Origin of the sequence: Pseudomonas sp. TWI628, from assembly GCF_039673865.1 — a bacterium.
Classification (GTDB): Bacteria; Pseudomonadota; Gammaproteobacteria; order Pseudomonadales; family Pseudomonadaceae; genus Aquipseudomonas.
The window spans coordinates 36,993-54,529 of the sequence record NZ_JBDJMM010000024.1; the positions used below are offsets into that span (position 1 = coordinate 36,993).

Genomic DNA, 17,537 nt, shown 5'->3' on the forward strand with positions numbered 1-17,537 from the left:
GGCGCCAGGTGGTTCAGCAGATGACAGGGCAGGGAGCGTTGAATGAGCGGGGGGATGCACGAGCTGTTACGCTCTCTGGATCTGCAGCCCACGATTGAAGCCGTACAGCGTGACAACCGTCTCGATTTTGCCCAGTACGCCCTGCTGCGCGAGGCCGCCGACGCCAAGCTCTATCACCTGATGGGCAACGTGCGTCACAAGCTCGAGCAGCACCCCATGGACAACCTGCTGGTCGAGCAGGACCTGCACGAACTGCAGCAGTCCTGCGCGCGCATGTCTCACCTGCTGCAAACCAGCTGCCTGGCCTTGCGCCGGCTGCAACTCGATGTTCAGGAGCAACGCCTGGCCCGTGAGGCGCTGGAGAGCCAGATCGCCTACATGCAAGCCTGCCTGCGCCGCTCGCTGGCGAGTTTCGACGACTCGGCGTGACCTGATTGCCCTTGGCGATGACATTTACAGACGTTGCCGAGTGCCGGCGCGATGCCGACAATGGGCCATCATTCCCCGTCCGGACCAGGCGCCATGTCGCAGCAGATCTTCTTCGCCCACGCCAACGGTTTTCCCTCGGCCACCTACGGCAAGCTGTTCGCCGCCCTGGCGCCGGATTATCAGGTCAGTCACTTGGCCCAGCATGCCCATGACCCGCGCTTTCCGGTGAACGACAACTGGCAGAACCTGGTCGACGAACTGCTGCATCACCTGGCGCAGCAGCCGGCGCCGGTGTGGGGGGTTGGCCATTCGCTGGGTGGCGTGTTGCACCTGCATGCCGCGTTGCGCCGGCCCGAGCTGTACCGCGGCGTGGTGATGCTCGACTCGCCGGTATTGACCCGAGCTGACCAATGGCTGCTGCGCACTGCCAAGCGATTCGGCTTCATCGACCGCATCACCCCGGCTGGCCGTACCCTCGGGCGGCGTGAAGCGTTTGCCGACCGTGACAGCGCACGTGACTACTTCGCCAGCAAATCGCTGTTCCGCCACTTCGACCCGGATTGCCTGGAAGCCTACCTCGAGCATGGCCTGCAGGCGGCCGAGCAGGGCTTGCGCCTGCGCTTCGACCCGGCCACCGAGATCAGCATCTACCGCAGCATCCCGCACGCCAGCCCGGCGCCCGCGCGCCAGTTGCAGGTGCCCTTGGCAATGGTGCGTGGCGAGCGCAGCAATGTCATCCGCCGTCACCATGCGCTGGCGGTGCGCGGCATGGCTCGGGGCGAATACCACAGTGTGCCGGGCGGGCACATGTTCCCGCTGGAACGGCCAACCGACACGGCCAGCCTGATCAAGGGCCTGTTCGACCGCTGGAGCCAGGCATGAGCGCGCAGGTCGAGGAAGTGCGCCTGAGCCTGGGCCATATCGAGCTCGCCGCGCACCTGTTCGGCCCCGCGGATGGCCTGCCGGTGATCGCCCTGCACGGCTGGCTGGACAACGCCAACAGCTTCTCGCGCCTGGCCCCGCTGTTGAAGGGCCTGCGCATCGTCGCCCTCGATCTGGCCGGGCACGGTTATTCCGAGCACCGCCCCTTGGGCGCGGGTTATGCCTTGGCCGATTACGCCCACGATGTGCTGCGGGTTGCCGAACAGCTGGGCTGGCAGCGTTTTGCCCTGCTTGGGCATTCGTTGGGCGCGATCATTTCGGTGCAGCTGGCCGGTGCCTTGCCTGACCGGGTCAGCCATCTGGCCTTGATCGACGGTGTCATTCCCCCGACCGGCGCCGAGCAGGATGCCGCCGAGCGCCTGGGCATGGCCCTGCAGGCCCAGCTGCGCCTCGATGGCAAGCGCAAATCGGTTTACCCGACCCTGGCGCAGGGCGTGCAGGCGCGCATGAAGGGCATGGTCGCGGTCAGCCGCGAAGCCGCCGAGCGGCTGGCCCAGCGTGGCCTGATGCCGGTGCCCGGTGGTTACAGCTGGCGCAGCGACAGCCGCCTGACCCTGCCATCGCCAGTGCGCCTGAGCCAGGCCCAGGCCATGGCCTACGTGCGCCGGGTGAGTTGCCCGGCCAGCCTGGTGGTGGCGGCCGACGGCATGCTGGTGCGTCACACCGAGCTGCTGGAGCAGCTACCCTTTGAGCAGACGGTGCTGCCCGGCGGGCATCACCTGCACCTTAACGACGAACAGGGCGCGGCCCTTGTCGCAGACTGTTTCAATCGCTTCTTTGGCTTTGCTTGACTTGCACCGGACAAGTGTCGAGGCTTGGCGGGTTGAACAGGGAGACAACCATGCAACTGCCAGACATCCTGGAGCTTGAACCCGGCGCACTGCGCCGCATGGGTCGCGGATGAGCGCGCCCGTTTCCATCCGTACCGCTTTCGCCGCCTGCCTCGTGCTGGCCAGCCCCGTGCTGTGGGCCGGCAGCTTGCCCGTGCCGGCGGACGCCAAGGTGGTCGACCAGCGCCCGGCCGTGGAGCAGGAACGGGTCTACCCCATGGGCCCGCTGCGCAAGATCAGTGGCCGCCTGCGCGTCGAGGCCCAGATCGAGAGCCGCGGCCAGGTCAGCTCGGTCACCTACGAGCTGCCGGTCGAGCGCAGTGCCCGCGAAGCCTTCACCAGCGCCCGCGAGGCGCTGCAGCATGACGGCGGCTATCCGTTGTTCTGGTGCCAGGGCCGCGATTGCGGCGAAGGCAGCCTGTGGGCCAACGACGTGTTTGCCAATGCCCGGTTGAACGGCGGCGACGAGCAGCAGGCGTTCATCCTCCTGCGCCGCTCGGCCGAAGAGGCCGACACCCTGGTCGCGCTGTACAGCGTCACCCGTGGCAACCGCCGCGCCTACCTGCATGTGGAAGAATTCGTCGCCAGCAGCCCGCTGGGCGAAATACTCCCCACCGCCGCCACGGTGCTGCGGGAAATGCGCGATACCGGCAAGCTCGACTACCCTGACCTGGCTGCGCCACAGGAAAGCTGGGTGGCCTTGCTGGCGCGCAGCCTGAACCTCGACAGCACCTTGCGCGCAAGCCTCAGTGGCGCCCAGGCCGAGGCCTGGCGCGAGCAACTGGTCAAGGCTGGCGTGCGTGATGGCCGGCTCGAAGTCGGCAACGCACCCACCGATGGCCTGCACCTGGAACTGATCCGTTGAGTGAGCGTCACCATGGCCAACAATGACCGCCTGCTGATCCAGATTCTGCTGCTGGCGTTGCTGGGTGCCGCCCTGTGGGTCATGGCACCCTTCATTTCCGCGTTGTTGTGGGGGGCCATCCTGGCGTTCGCCAGCTGGCCGCTGATGCGCCTGCTGACGCGTGTGCTGGGTGGGCGTGAAACCCTCGCCGCCAGCCTGCTGACCACGGCCTGGATCCTGATCGTGGCCTTGCCGCTGGTGTGGCTGGGCTTCAACCTGGCCGACCACATCCGCGACGCCACTGCCTTTGTGCGCGATGTACAGGTCGATGGCCTGCCTGATGCACCTGACTGGCTGCGCGGCATTCCCTTCGTGGGCGAGCGCCTGGTCAGTTGGTGGCAATCCCTCGATCAGCAAGGCGCGGCCCTGCTGGCGTCGCTCAAGCCTTACCTCGGCCAGGTCGGCAACTGGTTGCTGGCGCGCAGTGCGCAGATCGGCAGCGGTGTGCTGGAGCTGACCCTGAGCCTGGTATTCGTGTTCTTCTTCTACCGTGACGGGCCGCGCCTGTCGGCCTTCGTGCTGCGGCTGCTGAACCGGCTGGTGGGCGAGCGGGCCGAGTACTACCTGGAGCTGGTGGCAGGCACCGTGCAGCGGGTGGTCAACGGCGTGATCGGCACGGCGGCCGCCCAGGGCCTGCTGGCGCTGATCGGCTTCCTGATCGCCGGGGTGCCCGGGGCGATCGTGCTGGGGCTGGTGACCTTCATGCTCAGCCTGATCCCGATGGGGCCACCGTTGGCGTGGATCCCGGCGACCGGCTGGCTGGTGTGGAAGGGCGAGTACGGCATGGCCGTGTTCCTGGGGATCTGGGGCACGTTCGTCATCAGCGGCGTGGACAACGTGCTCAAGCCCTACCTGATCAGCCGCGGCGGTAACCTGCCGCTGGTGATCGTGCTGCTGGGTGTGTTCGGTGGCTTGCTAGCCTTTGGCTTCATCGGCCTGTTCATCGGGCCGACCTTGCTGGCGGTCGGTTACAGCCTGTTGCTCGACTGGAGCCGTAACGCCGGACAACAGACTCCTCAGCAATAACCTGTTCTGGCCTCTTCGCCGCAATGCCGCGAAGAGGCCGGCACTGCAACGCCGCTGCTTTGATTTTTACGCATTCTTTATTTCCACGCTTGCCCGCCGATCTCGCCCCTTTACGCCTACCCCTCGGACAATTCCCCCAAAGCGGTACAAGCCGCAAAAAGGGGAGTTTCACTCATGTACATGCTCGATGGGTTGTCACTGCTGCTGGCAGTGGCCTTGGCGGTTTACCTGCTGGTAGCGCTGCTGCGCGCCGATCGCAGCTAGGGAGCGGCCATGCACAGTTACGATTACCTTTTGCTGCTGGCCTTCTTCGCCATCGTGCTGTTGCCGGCGCCCTGGCTCGGACGCTTCTACTACAAGGTCATGGAAGGCCAGCGTACCTGGCTGACCCCCGTGCTTGGGCCGGTGGAGCGTGGCTGTTACCGCCTGGCCGGCGTACGCGCCAACCAGGAGCAGAACTGGAAGCAGTACAGCCTGGCTCTGCTGGCCTTCAACCTGGCCGGCTTCCTGCTGCTGTTCAGCGTGCTTCTGTTGCAAGGCTACCTGCCACTCAACCCGCAGCACCTGCCCGGCCAGGAGTGGTCGCTGGCATTCAATACGGCGGTGAGTTTCGTCACCAACACCAACTGGCAGGCCTACAGCGGTGAGGCTTCGGTCAGCTACCTGAGCCAGATGCTCGGCCTGACCGTGCAGAACTTTGTCAGCGCCGCCACTGGCCTGGCCGTGCTGGTTGCGCTGTGCCGCGGCATCGCTCGCCGTTCCACCACCAGCCTGGGCAACTTCTGGGTCGATATGACCCGCGCCACTCTCTACGGCCTGCTGCCGCTGTGCCTGCTGCTGGCGCTGCTGCTGGTATGGCAGGGCGTGCCGCAGACCTTCGCCGACTACGCCCACGCCGTGACCCTGCAAGGCGCCGACCAGACCATCCCGCTGGGCCCGGCCGCCAGCCAGATCGCCATCAAGCAACTGGGCACCAACGGTGGCGGCTTCTTCGGTGTCAACTCGGCGCACCCATTCGAAAACCCTACCGCCTGGAGCAACCTGTTCGAGGTGGCTTCGATCATCCTGATCCCGGTGGCGCTGGTGTTCACGTTTGGTCACTACGTCAAGGACCTGCGCCAGAGCCGCGCCATCATCGCCTGCATGCTTGGCCTGTTCCTGCTGGGTGGCGCGACGGCGCTGTGGTCGGAGTACCAGCCGAACCCGGCGTTGGAAAGCGCCCAGGTGCAGCAGAGCGCGCCCATGGAGGGCAAGGAGAGCCGCTTCGGCACCACCGGTTCAGTGCTGTGGACCGTGACCACCACGTCAGCCTCCAATGGCTCGGTCAACGCCATGCACGACAGCCTCAACCCGCTGACCGGCATGGTCGCGATGGTCAACATGATGGTCGGTGAAGTGATCTTCGGCGGTGTCGGTGCCGGGCTCTACGGCATGTTGCTGTTCGTGCTGATTGCCGTGTTCCTGGCCGGGTTGATGATCGGCCGCACGCCGGAATACCTGGGCAAGAAGCTGCAAGCGCGGGAAGTGCAACTGCTGGTGGCGACCCTGCTGGTGATGCCGGTCGGCGTGCTGGTGCTGGGTGCCATCGCTGCCAGCCTGCCAGGCCCGGCAGGTGCGGTGAGCAACCCGGGCGCCCACGGCTTCAGCCAGCTGTTGTACGCCTACACCTCAGGCACCGCCAACAACGGCTCGGCGTTTGCCGGCTTTGGCGCCAACACGGTGTTCCACAACCTGATGATCGGCCTGGCCATGTTGATCGGCCGCTTCGGCTACATCCTGCCGATCCTGGCATTGGCCGGCAGCCTGGCGGCGAAGAAGAGCGCGCCCCAGGGCACCGACAGCTTCCCCACCCACGGCCCGTTGTTCGCCTGCCTGTTGCTGGTGACCATCCTGCTGGTCGGTGGCCTGACCTTCCTGCCGACCCTGGCCCTCGGGCCGATCGCCGAACAACTGAGCCTGGGTTTCTGAGGAATCATCCATGAACATGCCCATTCCTGAAGTGAAAGCCTCACACAGCGCCAAGGACCAGACCCGCTTCGCGGCCCTGTGGCGCCCGGCGCTGGTGCAGGCCTTCGTCAAGCTCGACCCGCGCCAGCTCAAACGGGCGCCGGTGATGCTGGTGGTCGCCCTGACGGCGGTCCTCACCACCGCGCTGTGTTTCGCGCCTGGCAACGGCGTCAGCACTGGCGTCGCCGCGCAGATTGCCCTGTGGTTGTGGTTCACGGTGCTGTTCGCCAACTTCGCCGAGGCCCTTGCCGAAGGCCGTGGCAAGGCCCGTGCCGACAGCCTCAAGGCCGGTAGCCAAGGGCTGACGGCGCAGCGCCGCAAACGCGATGGCAGTTTCGAAAGCGTCGCGGCCACGGCACTGCGCAAGGATGATGTGGTGCGCGTGGTGGCTGGCGAGATGATCCCCGGTGACGGTGAGGTGCTCGAAGGCATCGCGGCGGTCAACGAAGCGGCCATCACCGGCGAGTCCGCACCGGTCATCCGCGAATCCGGTGGCGACCGCTCGGCCGTCACTGGCAACACCCGGCTGGTGTCCGACTGGTTGCTGATCCGCATCACCAGCAACCCCGGCGAGTCGACCCTGGACCGCATGATCGCCCTGGTCGAGGGCGCCAAGCGGCAGAAGACCCCCAACGAAATCGCCCTCGACATCCTGCTGATCGGCCTGACCCTGATCTTCCTGATCGTGGTGGTGACCCTGCAACCGTTCGCCCATTTTGCGGGTGGCAGCCTGCCGCTGATCTTCCTCGCCGCGCTGCTGGTGACGCTGATTCCCACCACCATCGGCGGCCTGCTCTCGGCCATCGGCATTGCCGGCATGGACCGCCTGGTACGCCTGAATGTGATCGCCCGCTCCGGCCGCGCGGTGGAGGCGGCCGGCGACGTCCATACCTTGATGCTCGACAAGACCGGCACCATCACCTTCGGCAACCGCCGCTGCAGTGCCCTGCACGCGGCCCAGGGTGTGACCGCCAAGGAGCTGGGGGAGGGCGCCTTGCTCGCCTCGCTGGCCGACGACACCGCCGAGGGCAAGTCGATCGTCGAGTACCTGCGCCAATTGCACGACTTCATCGAACCGTCACCTGAGCAGTACCAGGCGATTGCCTTCAGCGCCGAGACACGCCTGTCGGGTATCGACTTCCAGCAGCACCGCTACCGCAAGGGTGCCGTCGATGCGGTGCTGGCCTTTGTCGGCATGCAGCGCCTGGACCTGCCCGCCGCGTTGGCCCGTGAGGTGGAGCGCATCGCCCAGAGCGGTGGCACCCCGCTGCTGGTGTGCCTGGACAAGCGCCTGCTCGGTGTGATCCACCTCAAGGACGTGGTCAAGCCGGGGATCCGTGAGCGTTTCGCCGAGCTGCGCAAGCTGGGCATCCGCACCGTGATGGTGACCGGTGACAACCCGCTGACCGCCGCAGCCATCGCAGCCGAGGCCGGCGTCGATGATGTGCTCGCCGAAGCCACGCCGGAGAAGAAGCTGGCACGCATCCGCCAGGAACAGAATGACGGGCGCCTGGTGGCGATGTGCGGCGACGGCGCCAACGACGCCCCGGCGCTGGCCCAGGCGGACGTCGGCATGGCCATGAACGATGGCACCCAGGCGGCGCGCGAGGCGGCCAACATGGTCGACCTGGACAGCGACCCGACCAAGCTGCTGGACGTGGTGCAGGTGGGCAAGGAGCTGCTGGTGACCCGCGGCGCGCTGACCACCTTCTCCATCGCCAACGACGTGGCCAAGTACTTCGCCATCCTGCCGGCGCTGTTCGCCGCCATCTACCCGCAGCTCGGCGTGCTCAACCTGATGCACCTGGCCAGCCCGCAGAGCGCGATCCTCTCGGCGATCGTGTTCAACGCGCTGATCATCATCGTGCTGATCCCGCTGGCACTGCGCGGAGTGCGCGTGCAGGCGGCGAGCGCGGCGCACCTGTTGCGGCGCAACCTGCTGATCTACGGGCTGGGCGGCATCGTCGTGCCGTTTGCCGGGATCAAGCTGATCGACCTGCTGCTCAATGCCCTGCACCTGGTCTGAGGAGGCCATCATGAACCGTTACGTACGCCCGGCGTTGAGCCTGATCCTGCTGATGACCGCGGTCACTGGCGCGCTTTACCCGCTGGCGGTGACTGGGGTTGCCCAGCTGGCGTTCCCCGAGCAGGCCAATGGCAGCCTGGTGCGCGATGAGCGCGGGCAGGTGCGGGGTTCGGCCTTGATCGCCCAGGATTTCCAGGGCGATGGCTGGTTCCATTCACGGCCTTCGGCGGGTGCTTTTGCCACTGTGGCCAGCAGCGCGAGCAACCTGGCACCGAGCAACCCGGCGCTGGCCGAGCGGGTCAAGGGCGATGCTGCGGCGCTGTACCAGGCGCAGCTGGGGCCGGTGCCCCAGGCGCTGCTGACCACGTCGGGCAGCGGCCTGGACCCGCACTTGCCACCGCAAGCCGTGGCCTACCAGATTCCTCGGGTAGCGGCGGCGCGGCAGGTGCCGGTGGAGCGCTTGCAAGCCTTGCTGGAAGAGGCCACCCTCCACCCATTGTTCGGGCCACCAGTGGTCAATGTGCTGGCCTTGAACCAGGCGCTTGAGCACCTCTGAGAAGGGGCCGCAAGGCGGCCCAGGATTCAGGGAACACTGCAATTTCTGAAGGATGAAACATGAGTGACTCCACCCGCGCAGACGCGCTGTTGGCCACCCTCCCACGCAGCGGTCGCGGCCGGCTCAAGGTCTTCCTCGGCGCCGCCCCAGGCGTGGGCAAGACCTTCGCCATGCTCCAGGCCGCCCACGCCCAGCAGCGCCAGGGCGTGCAAGTGTTGGCCGCAGTGGTCGAAACCCACGGCCGCAGCGAGACCGAAGCACTGCTCGGCGGCCTGCTCCAGCAGCCCCTGCTGCGCAGCGAGTATCGTGGTGTCACCCTTGAGGAAATGGACCTCGACGGCCTGCTCAAGGCGGCCCCGACCCTGGCCCTGGTCGACGAACTGGCCCACACCAACGCCCCTGGCAGCCGCCACGCCAAACGCTGGCAGGACGTGCAGGAGCTGCTTGCCGCTGGCATCGACGTGTACACCACGGTCAACGTCCAGCACCTGGAAAGCCTCAACGACAAGGTCCGCGGCATTACCGGCGTACAGGTGCGTGAAACCCTGCCGGACTGGGTGCTGCAGGAAGCCTTCGAGCTGGTGCTGATCGACCTGCCGCCGCGCGAGCTGCTCGAACGCCTGCGCGAAGGCAAGGTGTATGTGCCGGAGCAGGCGCGGGCCGCCATCGACGCGTACTTCTCGCAGACCAACCTCACCGCCCTGCGCGAGCTGGCCATGCAGACCGCCGCCGCCCAGGTCGATGCCGACCTGGCCCACGGTTACCGCCTGCGTGGCGAAGCGGCGCCGGCTTTGCGCGGGCGCCTGCTGGTGGGCGTGGATGGCGATGAGCAGGCCGAGCGCCTGGTGCGCCACGCCAGCCGCGTTGCCCAGCGTCGCCACCTGCCGTGGAGCCTGGTGCATGTCGACAACGGCCGGTTGCGTGACGAAGCCGCCCGCCAGCGCCTGCAGGCGGCCCAGCAACTGGCCGAGCGGCTGGGGGGCGAGGTGGTGGTGCTTCGCGCCGGCGAGGTGGCGCGAACCTTGATCCAGCACGCCAGCGAGCGTCGTGCCAGCCTGGTGCTGGTCGGGCAATCCCGTGACCGGCTGCGCCGGCACCTGTTCGGTGCCGGCGTCGCCGCCCGGCTGCTGCGCGAAAGCCATGGCCTGGAGATCAACGTGCTCGACCGCGACAGCCAGGCACGCCCGGCACGTGCGGCAGTCAGCCGGGTGTGGGTCTGGCGCCATTACCTGCTGGCGCTGGTGGCCACGGTGCTGGCCGCCGGCCTGGCCTGGGGCGTGTCGAGCGTGCTGGCGCTGCCCAACATCTCGCTGGTGTTCCTTGCCGCCGTGCTGCTGGTGGCCGTGCGCAGCAGCCTGGGCCCGGCGCTGGCCTGTGCGGCGCTGTCGTTCCTGACCTACGACTTCCTGTTCATCCCGCCGAACTTCTCGTTCAGCATCCAGCGCGAGGAAGACGTGCTGACGCTGGTGTTCTTCCTGCTCATGGCGGCTCTCACCGGTAACCTCGCGGCCCGCCAGCGCAGCCAGCTGCAGGCCCTGCGCGAAACCCAGGCGCAGACCAACCAATTGCTCGACCTGTCGCGCCGGCTGACCGTGGCCGCCGACCGCCAGGCTGTGTTCAACGCCGCCGGGCGGCACCTCAATGGCTGGAAGGATGTGCAGGTATGCCTGCTCGAGCGCAACAGCGAAGGGCTGCTGGAGCTGGCGAGCGGCGAAGCCCAGGCCTTGAGCGACAACGAACGGGCCGCCGCCGAATGGGCCTGGCAGCATGGCCAGGCTGCTGGCCACGGCAGCGATACCTTGCCCAATGGCCGCTGGTGGTGGTGGCCGTTGGCGGTTGATGACCAGCCCCTGGCCCTGCTCGGCGTGCGCCCGCGTTCCGGCGAGCCACTGAGCGCCCAGCGCCGGCGCCTGCTGATGGCCCTCGGCCAACCCCTGGCCCAGGCCCTGGCCCGTGCCCGGCTGGCCGAGCAACTCGAGGCCGCCCGCCTGCACGGCGAAACCGAGCAATTGCGCAGCGCCTTGCTGGCCTCGGTGTCCCACGACCTGCGCACCCCGCTGACGGCCATGCGCGGCAGCATCGACAGCCTGCTGGCGCTGGGCGAAGCGATCCCCGTCGAAGACCGCCGCGAGCTGCTTGAAGGCACCCGCAACGAAGCCGAGCGCCTGGACCGTTACATCCAGAACCTGCTCGACATGACCCGCCTCGGCCACGGCGGCCTCAAGCTTGCCCGCGACTGGGTGGCCCCGGCCGACATTGTCGGCAGTGCCCTCAACCGATTGCGCGCGGTACTGGCGCCGTTGCGTGTGCACACTGATGTGCCCGCTGACCTGCCGCTGCTGTTCGTGCACGCCGCACTGATCGAGCAGGCGCTGATCAACGTACTGGAAAACGCCGCACGCTTTTCCCCCGGGCAAGGCCGCCTGGCGTTGCAGGTAGCGGTGCATGGCGAGCAGTTGCACTTCGCTGTCAGTGACCAGGGCCCCGGCATCCCGGTGGCCGAGCGCGAGAAGATCTTCGACATGTTCTACACCGCCGCCCGCGGTGACCGGGGCGGGCAGGGCACCGGCCTGGGCCTGGCGATCTGCCAGGGCATGATCGGTGCCCATGGCGGGCAGATCCTGGTCGGCGAAGGCATCGATGGCCACGGCACCTGCATCACTCTATGCTTGCCGCTGCCCCAGCAACCTGAAGCCGAAAGCGAAACTCCATGAGCCAGTCCGCCACCCTGTTGGTCATTGACGACGAACCACAGATCCGCAAGTTCCTGCGCATCAGCCTTGCTTCTCAGGGCTACAAGGTGATCGAGGCCGCCACCGGCAGCGAAGGCCTGGCCCAGGCCGCGCTGGCCAAGCCTGACCTGGTGGTGCTCGACCTCGGCCTGCCCGACATGGATGGCCAGCAGGTACTGCGCGAGTTGCGCGAGTGGAGCGCGGTGCCGGTGCTGGTGCTGTCGGTGCGGGCTAGCGAGGTGCAGAAGGTCGACGCGCTGGATGGCGGCGCCAATGACTATGTGACCAAGCCTTTCGGCATCCAGGAGTTCCTTGCTCGGGTGCGCGCGCTGTTGCGCCAGGTGCCGCAGTCGGGTGGTAGCGAAGTGACGGCGAGCTTCGGGCCGCTGGTGGTGGATTTTGCCTTCCGCAAAGTGACCCTGGAGGGTGTGGAGATCGCGCTGACGCGCAAGGAGTACGCACTGCTGGCGCAGTTGGCGGGGCATCCAGGGCGGGTGATTACCCAGCAGCAATTGCTCAAGGACATCTGGGGGCCGACCCATGTCGACGACACCCATTACCTGCGGATCGTGGTGGGGCATTTACGGCAGAAGCTTGGCGATGACCCGACAGCGCCGCGGTTTATCATCACCGAGGCCGGGGTGGGGTATCGGTTGGTGGCGCCGGGGCACTAGAACTCAAGCCCTGGGCGGTTCTTTGTCGAACAGCTGGCGCATCACTTCCAGATAGCGCCTGGCGCCCAGCCCCAACGGCCGTGGCTTCAGCCAGATGATGTCGACCCACAGCCGCAAGCGGCTGGCCATGTTGTCAAAGCGCACCTCGGCCAGCGCACCCGAGGCAATCAACGGCTCCACCAGCGGCTGCGGCAAGTAGGCCCAGCCCAGGCCGGACTGCACCAGATCGAGCGTCGCCAGGTAGCTGTCGGTCAACCATATCCGCCGCGAAAGCACCATGCGCGGGTCCGACCCAGTGGCCTTGCCCGAGGCCACGATGATCTGCCGTTGTTCGGCAAACGCTTCCTCAGGCAGCGGCGTGCCACTGTTGCTGCTGGCGGGGTGGCGCGGTGAAGCGACGGCCACCAACAGCTGGCTGCCGGCTTCGAGAAAGGACTCGCGCTCATCGATCCCAGGGCGCTCGAACACCAGCGCCAGTTGCACGCTGCCTTCATGCAGCAAGCGCACCGCCTCGGTCTGGGTCGCCGAGCGTACTTCGATCTCCAGGCTGGGAAATTCCTTCGCCAGGGTTTCCAGCGGCTGGCTCCAGCGGCCGGTCTGCAGCTCCGGGGCCATGGCGATGGTCAGGCGCTTTTCCAGCCCCTGGTGCAGTTGCAGGGCCTGGGCGTCGAGCAGGTTGAGCTGGCAGATTACCTGCCGCGCCTGCGGTTCCAGGGCCAGGGCGGCGCTGGTGGGCACGGCTTTGCGTGTTGCCCGGTCGAACAGGGCCAGGTCCAGCTCGGCCTCCAGTTGCGCGATCGCCATGCTCACGGCTGACGGTACACGCCCCAGCTTGCGAGCCGCTGCTGAGAACGACCCGGCATCCATGACAGCAAGGAAAATTGCCAGGGAGTCGCTGGTAAACGCCATTGTCAGTGAACCTGATGATAATTGTCTTTTGTGGTTGGAAATTATGAACATTAATGCACGGACCGGACAATCCCACAAAGGACAACAACGTGCATAAACCCACCGCCTGGCATGTCACCCACTGGAGTGCAGACCCGTTCAGCCTTGGTGCCTACAGTGCGTTGCTGCCAGGGGGTACCGGGCAGCACCGGGCAATCCTCGGCCAGGTGCTGGAGAAGCGGCTGGTCATCGCCGGGGAGGCCTGTAGCGCCACTGCTCCGGCGATGACCCATGGAGCATGGGACGATGGCCTGCGTGCTGCCGAGGCGGCTTTGCATGCCGGCGCTAGCAAGGTGATCGTGATCGGTGCTGGTTGCGCGGGGCTGGCGGCTGCGCGGTCCTTGCATGAGCAAGGTATCGAATGCGTCGTTCTGGAAGCCAGGGGGCGAACGGGTGGGCGCACGCACACCGTCGAACTGGGTGGCGTGAGGGCAGATGAAGGTGCCGCATGGCTCCAGCATTTCGCCGACAACCCATTGGCCGCCCTTGCCCTGCAACAGGGGCTGGCTTGCGTCGAAACTGACTTCGCCAACCCGCTCGCTGCTGCACGCGGCGGGGTGCTGCCTGACATCGACGGCGCTTGGTTGGCCCTGACTGAAACTATCGATCGGCGGTTCTCCTTGTCTGATGCCATCGACCGCTACATGGCCAGCCTCGATCCCGCGCACGTACGCGCGACGCAATTCGCCATCGACGGCAACCTGGTACTGGAAGCGTGCCTGCCCGTGGCGCAGTTGTCGGTCTGCGCTCTGGACGAAGAGGGTGTCGGGCATGGAGATCGCATGCTGCCCGGTGGCTACAGCGAACTTGTAGATTGCCTGGCGCAGGGGCTGGATATCCGCCTGAACAGTCCGGTAACGTCCATCGACTGGTCAGGCGCGAAGGTTGTGGTCAATGACCAGCTGTGTGATTTCTGCATTTGCACAGTCCCCGTGGGCGTGTTGAAAACGCTGCGTTTCAACCCTGCGCTACCCGACACACAGCAACAAGCGCTGGCACATCTGGCCATGGGCAAGCTGGAAAAGGTGATTCTGCAATTCGATGAGCGCTGGTGGCCGCGCTCACCCTCGGGTTACCTGCGCTGGTACGACGAGCCTGCCAGTTGGGGGGAGTGGCTGGACCTGACCGACGCGGTGGGCAAGCCCACCATTGCCGGGTTGATTGCCGCCGATGCAATCGAGCGGCAGTTCACCGGGCGCACCGACGAGCAGATCGCCATGGCTGCCTGCGAGGCGTTACAGGCGTGGGCCGCAGCGCTGGGGCCCACACCTTGAGAGTTACAGCCCTTCGCCAAGCACCCGGTCGATGCTGTCGACAAAGTAGTCGACGCTGGCCCGGGTGGTGCACATCGGCGGCTTGATCTTGAGGATGTTCAGGTAGTCGCCGGTCGGTTGCATGAAAATGCCCAGTTCGCGCAGGCGGTCGCACAGCAGCATGGTTTCTTCGCTGGCCGGCTCCAGGGTGTCACGGTTGCGCACCAGCTCCAGCCCCAGGTAGAAGCCCGAACCATGCGCCGCCCCAGCCAGCGGGTGCTTGTCGACCAGCGCCTGCAGGCGCGCCTTGAAATAGCGCCCGGTGTCGCGGGCGTTGTCCCACAGCCCTTCCTCCTGCATCACGTCCAGCACCGCCATGCCGATACGGCAGCTGACCGGGCTGCCGCCGGCCGAGGAGAAGAAGTAGCCCTCGGCTTCCAGGGCCTCGGCGATCTCACGCCGAGTGATCACCACACCCAACGGCTGGCCGTTGCCCATGCCCTTGGCCATGGTGATGATGTCGGGCACCACGCCCTGTTCCTCGAAGCCCCAGAAGTATTCGCCCAGGCGGCCATAACCGACCTGCACCTCGTCGGCGATGCACACGCCACCGCGGGCGCGGACCTTGGCATAGGCTTGGCGCAGGTAACCGGCCGGCAGTGAGATGCCCCCGGCATTGCCGTACACCGGCTCGCAGATGATGCCGGCCAGCTGGCGGCCACGGGCATCGAGGTCGGCCAGCTTGGCGTCGACGTCGCGCAGGTAGTCGGCGGCCGTGTCGGCCCCCCGGAAGCGGCCGCGGAAGGTGTTCGGCGCCTCCACCGGGTGCACCCAGTCAGGGCGGGTTTCCAGGGCCTGCGGGTTGTCGGCGATGGAGGTGGAAATGGCATCGGTGGCCACCGACCAGCCGTGGTAGGCCTCCAGCACGCTGAGCAGGTCGCGGCCACCGCTGTAGGCCCAGGCCAGGCGGATGGCCAGGTCGTTGGCTTCGGTGCCGCTGTTGACCATGAATACCCGGTCGAAACCCTCGGGCGCGAGGTCGAGCAGGCGCTCGGAGAACTCGGTGATGGCGGCGTAATGGAAGCGTGAGTTGGTGTTGAGCAGCGACCACTGGCGTGCCGATTCGGCAGCCATGCGCGGGTGGCCGTGGCCGAGCACGGCGACGTTGTTGAGCATGTCCAGGTACGAACGGCCTTGCAGGTCGATCAGGTAGTTGCGCCAGCCGCGCTCGATCTGCGGCGGTTGCGCGTAGTAGTGCTTCTGCGAGCGAGCGAAGCTGGCGTCGCGACGGGCCAGCAGGGCCTGCGGGTCGGGCAACGGTTCGGCATCGCAATCGAAGCCCAGCAGCGCGGCGGGCGACGGGCACAGGGCCAGCCAGGCGGCAGCCTGGGACGGTTTGGCGAAAAATGGCGGCTGAGTGCGGGTGTCCAGGCACAGCTGGACGCTGAGGAAGCCGCAGCTGCTGCCCAGGGATTGCCCTTTCGCCACCGCCTGGCCATCCGCCGGGGCATCTTCCAGACCCTGCAACCACAAGGCCCAGCGTAGCGTGCGCAGGCAGCCGCGGCCGTCGCCGTGACGTTGCCAGATGCCCGCTTCGGGCGCCTGAAGCGGGCTGCCATTGGGCACATGCAGCTCTACGCCCAGCGCGCAGGTCGCCGGTTCTTCGGGGCGATCGATATGGGTTTGTGACAGGCGATACTGGCCGTGCAAGCTGCAGGCTGGCGCAGATTGCGCGCTCAGCAGGTGCTGGTCGAAGCCCGGCTGTTCCCAGTTGCCGGCTTCGCAGTGCGCACTGAGCACGCCCAGGTCGACGCGCTTGACCGGCTGCCCGGCCAACTCGGGGAGCAGCGGCGCACAGCCAGACAGGTCGGCTGCATCGGTTGGCAGGCCGGCCGCCTGGACAATGGCCGCCTCCATCAAGGCGGACGGTACGGCCGTGGCGGTATCGAAGATTTCCCATTCATGGGCGACGTTGTCGCGGGTGTACTGGTTGTCCGGGTCCACGGCCAATTGCTGCGCGCTGCTTAGCACCAGCACCGCTGCACGGTTGAGTACCAACGGCCACAAGGCACGCAGCTCGGCCTCGGTCAGCGGGTTGAGGGCCTGGTAGGCGCTGACCGCTGGCAGGATGCGCAGTGGGTCACCTTCGGCATGGTGCAGCAGCGCGGCACAGGTCACCGAAAGGTCGGCGATGCGCCAGGTGCGCGACAGGTCGCCGAAGTCGATCACACCTTGCAGTTGCCATTGGCGCTGGTCGTCGCGGGCCCACACGGTGTTGTCGTCGGTGATGTCCAGGTGCACGGCCTGAGTCGGCAGCCGCTCGGCCAAGGGGGCCAGGCGCTCGCTGGCCAGGCGCGTGGCCTGCTCGATGCGGGTGCGTTGCCCGGCGTCCTGCAGCACCTGCAGCAGGTGCTCGATCAGTGCCTGGGCATGTTGCGGGTCCCATTGCAGGGTGCGTACAAGGCCTGGGTGGTCGAAGTCGGCCAAGGCCTTGTCGAGCCGTGCGCACAGCCTGCCCAGTTCAGTCATCAGGCGTGGCGGCATGTGTTTGAGGCGGGTCACGGGCTGGCCGTCGATGTAGTCGAGCAGGCGCACCCGCAGGGGTTGCCCGTCGATGTTCACCGCCAGCAAGGTTTCGCCACTTTGCGCAGCTTGCACGGCAGGTACTGGCAGGCCCTGCTCGCGCAAGAAGGCCAGGGCGGCATGTTGCGCCTGCAGTTCGATCTGGGCGTAGCTGCCGTGGCAGGCCTTGAGCACGAAGCGCCCTTGCGCCGCGTCCACACGGAAGTTCAGGTCCTGCTGGCTGCCCAGCGCCGTCAAGTCGCCATCCAGGCCGTAGTGCGTCTGCAGCAGCGCATGCGCCTGGGCTTCGCTGAGCGCAGGGCTGGGCAGGGCGGAGCGCTGGATCAGCGTTTCGAGGGCAGGGGAGGCGGGTTTTTGTTGTTGGCTGGGCATGGGGCTCTACCGTTGTTGCTGGAGTTGACTGAGGAGAATCTATTCCCTGTCTGGCTGATGATGAAAGACGATCGTGATCAGAATTTCTGATGATTGGTGTGCTTGGGCTTAGGTCAGGTGAACGGGCCTGTCGTGGAATCGCAGCAGGGCTGACAGGTTCATGCCTTGGGATTTCCAGCGCCTGTGAGATCGAGCGCCGCCCGCGCGGCGCATCGCGGATAAATCCGCTCCCACATCTGTTTCGGGCCAGTCCGT

14 protein-coding genes are annotated in these 17,537 nt (G+C 66.7%); 12 read left to right on the top strand and 2 right to left on the bottom strand.

Annotated features, from left to right (window positions below):
* Window positions 1-54: 54 nt before the first annotated feature.
* The 11 genes from ABE528_RS19095 to ABE528_RS19145 all read left to right on the top strand — a co-directional run bounded on the left by ABE528_RS19095 (window position 55) and on the right by ABE528_RS19145 (window position 12,126).
* Window positions 55-429 carry a hypothetical protein gene (locus ABE528_RS19095; protein WP_152957210.1) on the top strand — a complete coding sequence of 125 codons (375 nt, stop codon included), beginning with the start codon at window positions 55-57 and terminating at the stop codon, window positions 427-429.
* Between the two features lie 93 nt (window positions 430-522).
* Window positions 523-1,311, top strand: a complete 789-nt coding sequence (locus tag ABE528_RS19100; RefSeq protein ID WP_346653779.1) for an alpha/beta hydrolase — start codon at window positions 523-525, stop codon at window positions 1,309-1,311.
* A complete protein-coding gene (locus ABE528_RS19105; RefSeq protein ID WP_152957212.1) occupies window positions 1,308-2,162 on the top strand; it encodes an alpha/beta hydrolase in 855 nt (284 codons plus the stop codon). Before ABE528_RS19100 ends, ABE528_RS19105 begins: the two co-directional genes overlap by 4 nt.
* A gap of 109 nt (window positions 2,163-2,271) precedes the next feature.
* Complete coding sequence (locus tag ABE528_RS19110; protein ID WP_346653780.1) at window positions 2,272-3,066, top strand: DUF4892 domain-containing protein; 795 nt, start codon at window positions 2,272-2,274, stop codon at window positions 3,064-3,066.
* A 12-nt stretch (window positions 3,067-3,078) separates the two neighbouring features.
* The gene (locus ABE528_RS19115; protein ID WP_346653781.1) at window positions 3,079-4,131 is read left to right on the top strand and encodes an AI-2E family transporter; all 1,053 of its coding nucleotides are present in this window, start codon (window positions 3,079-3,081) and stop codon (window positions 4,129-4,131) included.
* 174 nt (window positions 4,132-4,305) lie between these two features.
* Window positions 4,306-4,395 carry a K(+)-transporting ATPase subunit F gene (kdpF, locus tag ABE528_RS19120; protein ID WP_033696222.1) on the top strand — a complete coding sequence of 30 codons (90 nt, stop codon included), beginning with the start codon at window positions 4,306-4,308 and terminating at the stop codon, window positions 4,393-4,395.
* Window positions 4,396-4,404: 9 nt separating this feature from the next.
* The gene (kdpA, locus tag ABE528_RS19125; protein WP_346653782.1) at window positions 4,405-6,099 is read left to right on the top strand and encodes a potassium-transporting ATPase subunit KdpA; all 1,695 of its coding nucleotides are present in this window, start codon (window positions 4,405-4,407) and stop codon (window positions 6,097-6,099) included.
* 10 nt (window positions 6,100-6,109) lie between these two features.
* Window positions 6,110-8,164 carry a potassium-transporting ATPase subunit KdpB gene (gene kdpB, locus ABE528_RS19130; protein WP_152957216.1) on the top strand — a complete coding sequence of 685 codons (2,055 nt, stop codon included), beginning with the start codon at window positions 6,110-6,112 and terminating at the stop codon, window positions 8,162-8,164.
* A 10-nt stretch (window positions 8,165-8,174) separates the two neighbouring features.
* The gene (kdpC, locus tag ABE528_RS19135; protein ID WP_346653783.1) at window positions 8,175-8,720 is read left to right on the top strand and encodes a potassium-transporting ATPase subunit KdpC; all 546 of its coding nucleotides are present in this window, start codon (window positions 8,175-8,177) and stop codon (window positions 8,718-8,720) included.
* A gap of 59 nt (window positions 8,721-8,779) precedes the next feature.
* Complete coding sequence (locus ABE528_RS19140; protein WP_346653784.1) at window positions 8,780-11,434, top strand: sensor histidine kinase KdpD; 2,655 nt, start codon at window positions 8,780-8,782, stop codon at window positions 11,432-11,434.
* A complete protein-coding gene (locus ABE528_RS19145) occupies window positions 11,431-12,126 on the top strand; it encodes a response regulator (protein WP_152957219.1) in 696 nt (231 codons plus the stop codon). The genes ABE528_RS19140 and ABE528_RS19145 overlap by 4 nt, the downstream gene beginning before the upstream one ends.
* Window positions 12,127-12,129: 3 nt before the next feature.
* Here the strand turns inward: ABE528_RS19145 and ABE528_RS19150 are convergent, their stop codons facing one another.
* Window positions 12,130-13,035 carry a LysR family transcriptional regulator gene (locus ABE528_RS19150; RefSeq protein WP_152957220.1) on the bottom strand — a complete coding sequence of 302 codons (906 nt, stop codon included), beginning with the start codon at window positions 13,033-13,035 and terminating at the stop codon, window positions 12,130-12,132.
* Between the two features lie 53 nt (window positions 13,036-13,088).
* On the opposite strand from ABE528_RS19150, the gene ABE528_RS19155 reads away from it, so the two are divergent.
* Window positions 13,089-14,348: an FAD-dependent oxidoreductase gene (locus ABE528_RS19155; protein WP_346653785.1), complete on the top strand. Its 1,260-nt coding sequence runs from the start codon at window positions 13,089-13,091 to the stop codon at window positions 14,346-14,348.
* 3 nt (window positions 14,349-14,351) lie between these two features.
* Here the strand turns inward: ABE528_RS19155 and ABE528_RS19160 are convergent, their stop codons facing one another.
* On the bottom strand, window positions 14,352-17,282 hold the full coding sequence (locus tag ABE528_RS19160) for an aminotransferase (protein WP_346653786.1): 2,931 nt from the start codon (window positions 17,280-17,282) through the stop codon (window positions 14,352-14,354).
* Window positions 17,283-17,537 lie beyond the last annotated feature (255 nt).

Coding starts and splice junctions, on each gene's coding strand:
- ABE528_RS19095 (WP_152957210.1), top strand. CDS start 55: ATGCACGAGCTGTTACGCTCTCTGGATCTGCAGCCCACGATTGAAGCC.
- ABE528_RS19100 (WP_346653779.1), top strand. CDS start 523: ATGTCGCAGCAGATCTTCTTCGCCCACGCCAACGGTTTTCCCTCGGCC.
- ABE528_RS19105 (WP_152957212.1), top strand. CDS start 1,308: ATGAGCGCGCAGGTCGAGGAAGTGCGCCTGAGCCTGGGCCATATCGAG.
- ABE528_RS19110 (WP_346653780.1), top strand. CDS start 2,272: ATGAGCGCGCCCGTTTCCATCCGTACCGCTTTCGCCGCCTGCCTCGTG.
- ABE528_RS19115 (WP_346653781.1), top strand. CDS start 3,079: ATGGCCAACAATGACCGCCTGCTGATCCAGATTCTGCTGCTGGCGTTG.
- kdpF (WP_033696222.1), top strand. CDS start 4,306: ATGTACATGCTCGATGGGTTGTCACTGCTGCTGGCAGTGGCCTTGGCG.
- kdpA (WP_346653782.1), top strand. CDS start 4,405: ATGCACAGTTACGATTACCTTTTGCTGCTGGCCTTCTTCGCCATCGTG.
- kdpB (WP_152957216.1), top strand. CDS start 6,110: ATGAACATGCCCATTCCTGAAGTGAAAGCCTCACACAGCGCCAAGGAC.
- kdpC (WP_346653783.1), top strand. CDS start 8,175: ATGAACCGTTACGTACGCCCGGCGTTGAGCCTGATCCTGCTGATGACC.
- ABE528_RS19140 (WP_346653784.1), top strand. CDS start 8,780: ATGAGTGACTCCACCCGCGCAGACGCGCTGTTGGCCACCCTCCCACGC.
- ABE528_RS19145 (WP_152957219.1), top strand. CDS start 11,431: ATGAGCCAGTCCGCCACCCTGTTGGTCATTGACGACGAACCACAGATC.
- ABE528_RS19150 (WP_152957220.1), bottom strand. CDS start 13,035: ATGGCGTTTACCAGCGACTCCCTGGCAATTTTCCTTGCTGTCATGGAT.
- ABE528_RS19155 (WP_346653785.1), top strand. CDS start 13,089: ATGCACGGACCGGACAATCCCACAAAGGACAACAACGTGCATAAACCC.
- ABE528_RS19160 (WP_346653786.1), bottom strand. CDS start 17,282: ATGCCCAGCCAACAACAAAAACCCGCCTCCCCTGCCCTCGAAACGCTG.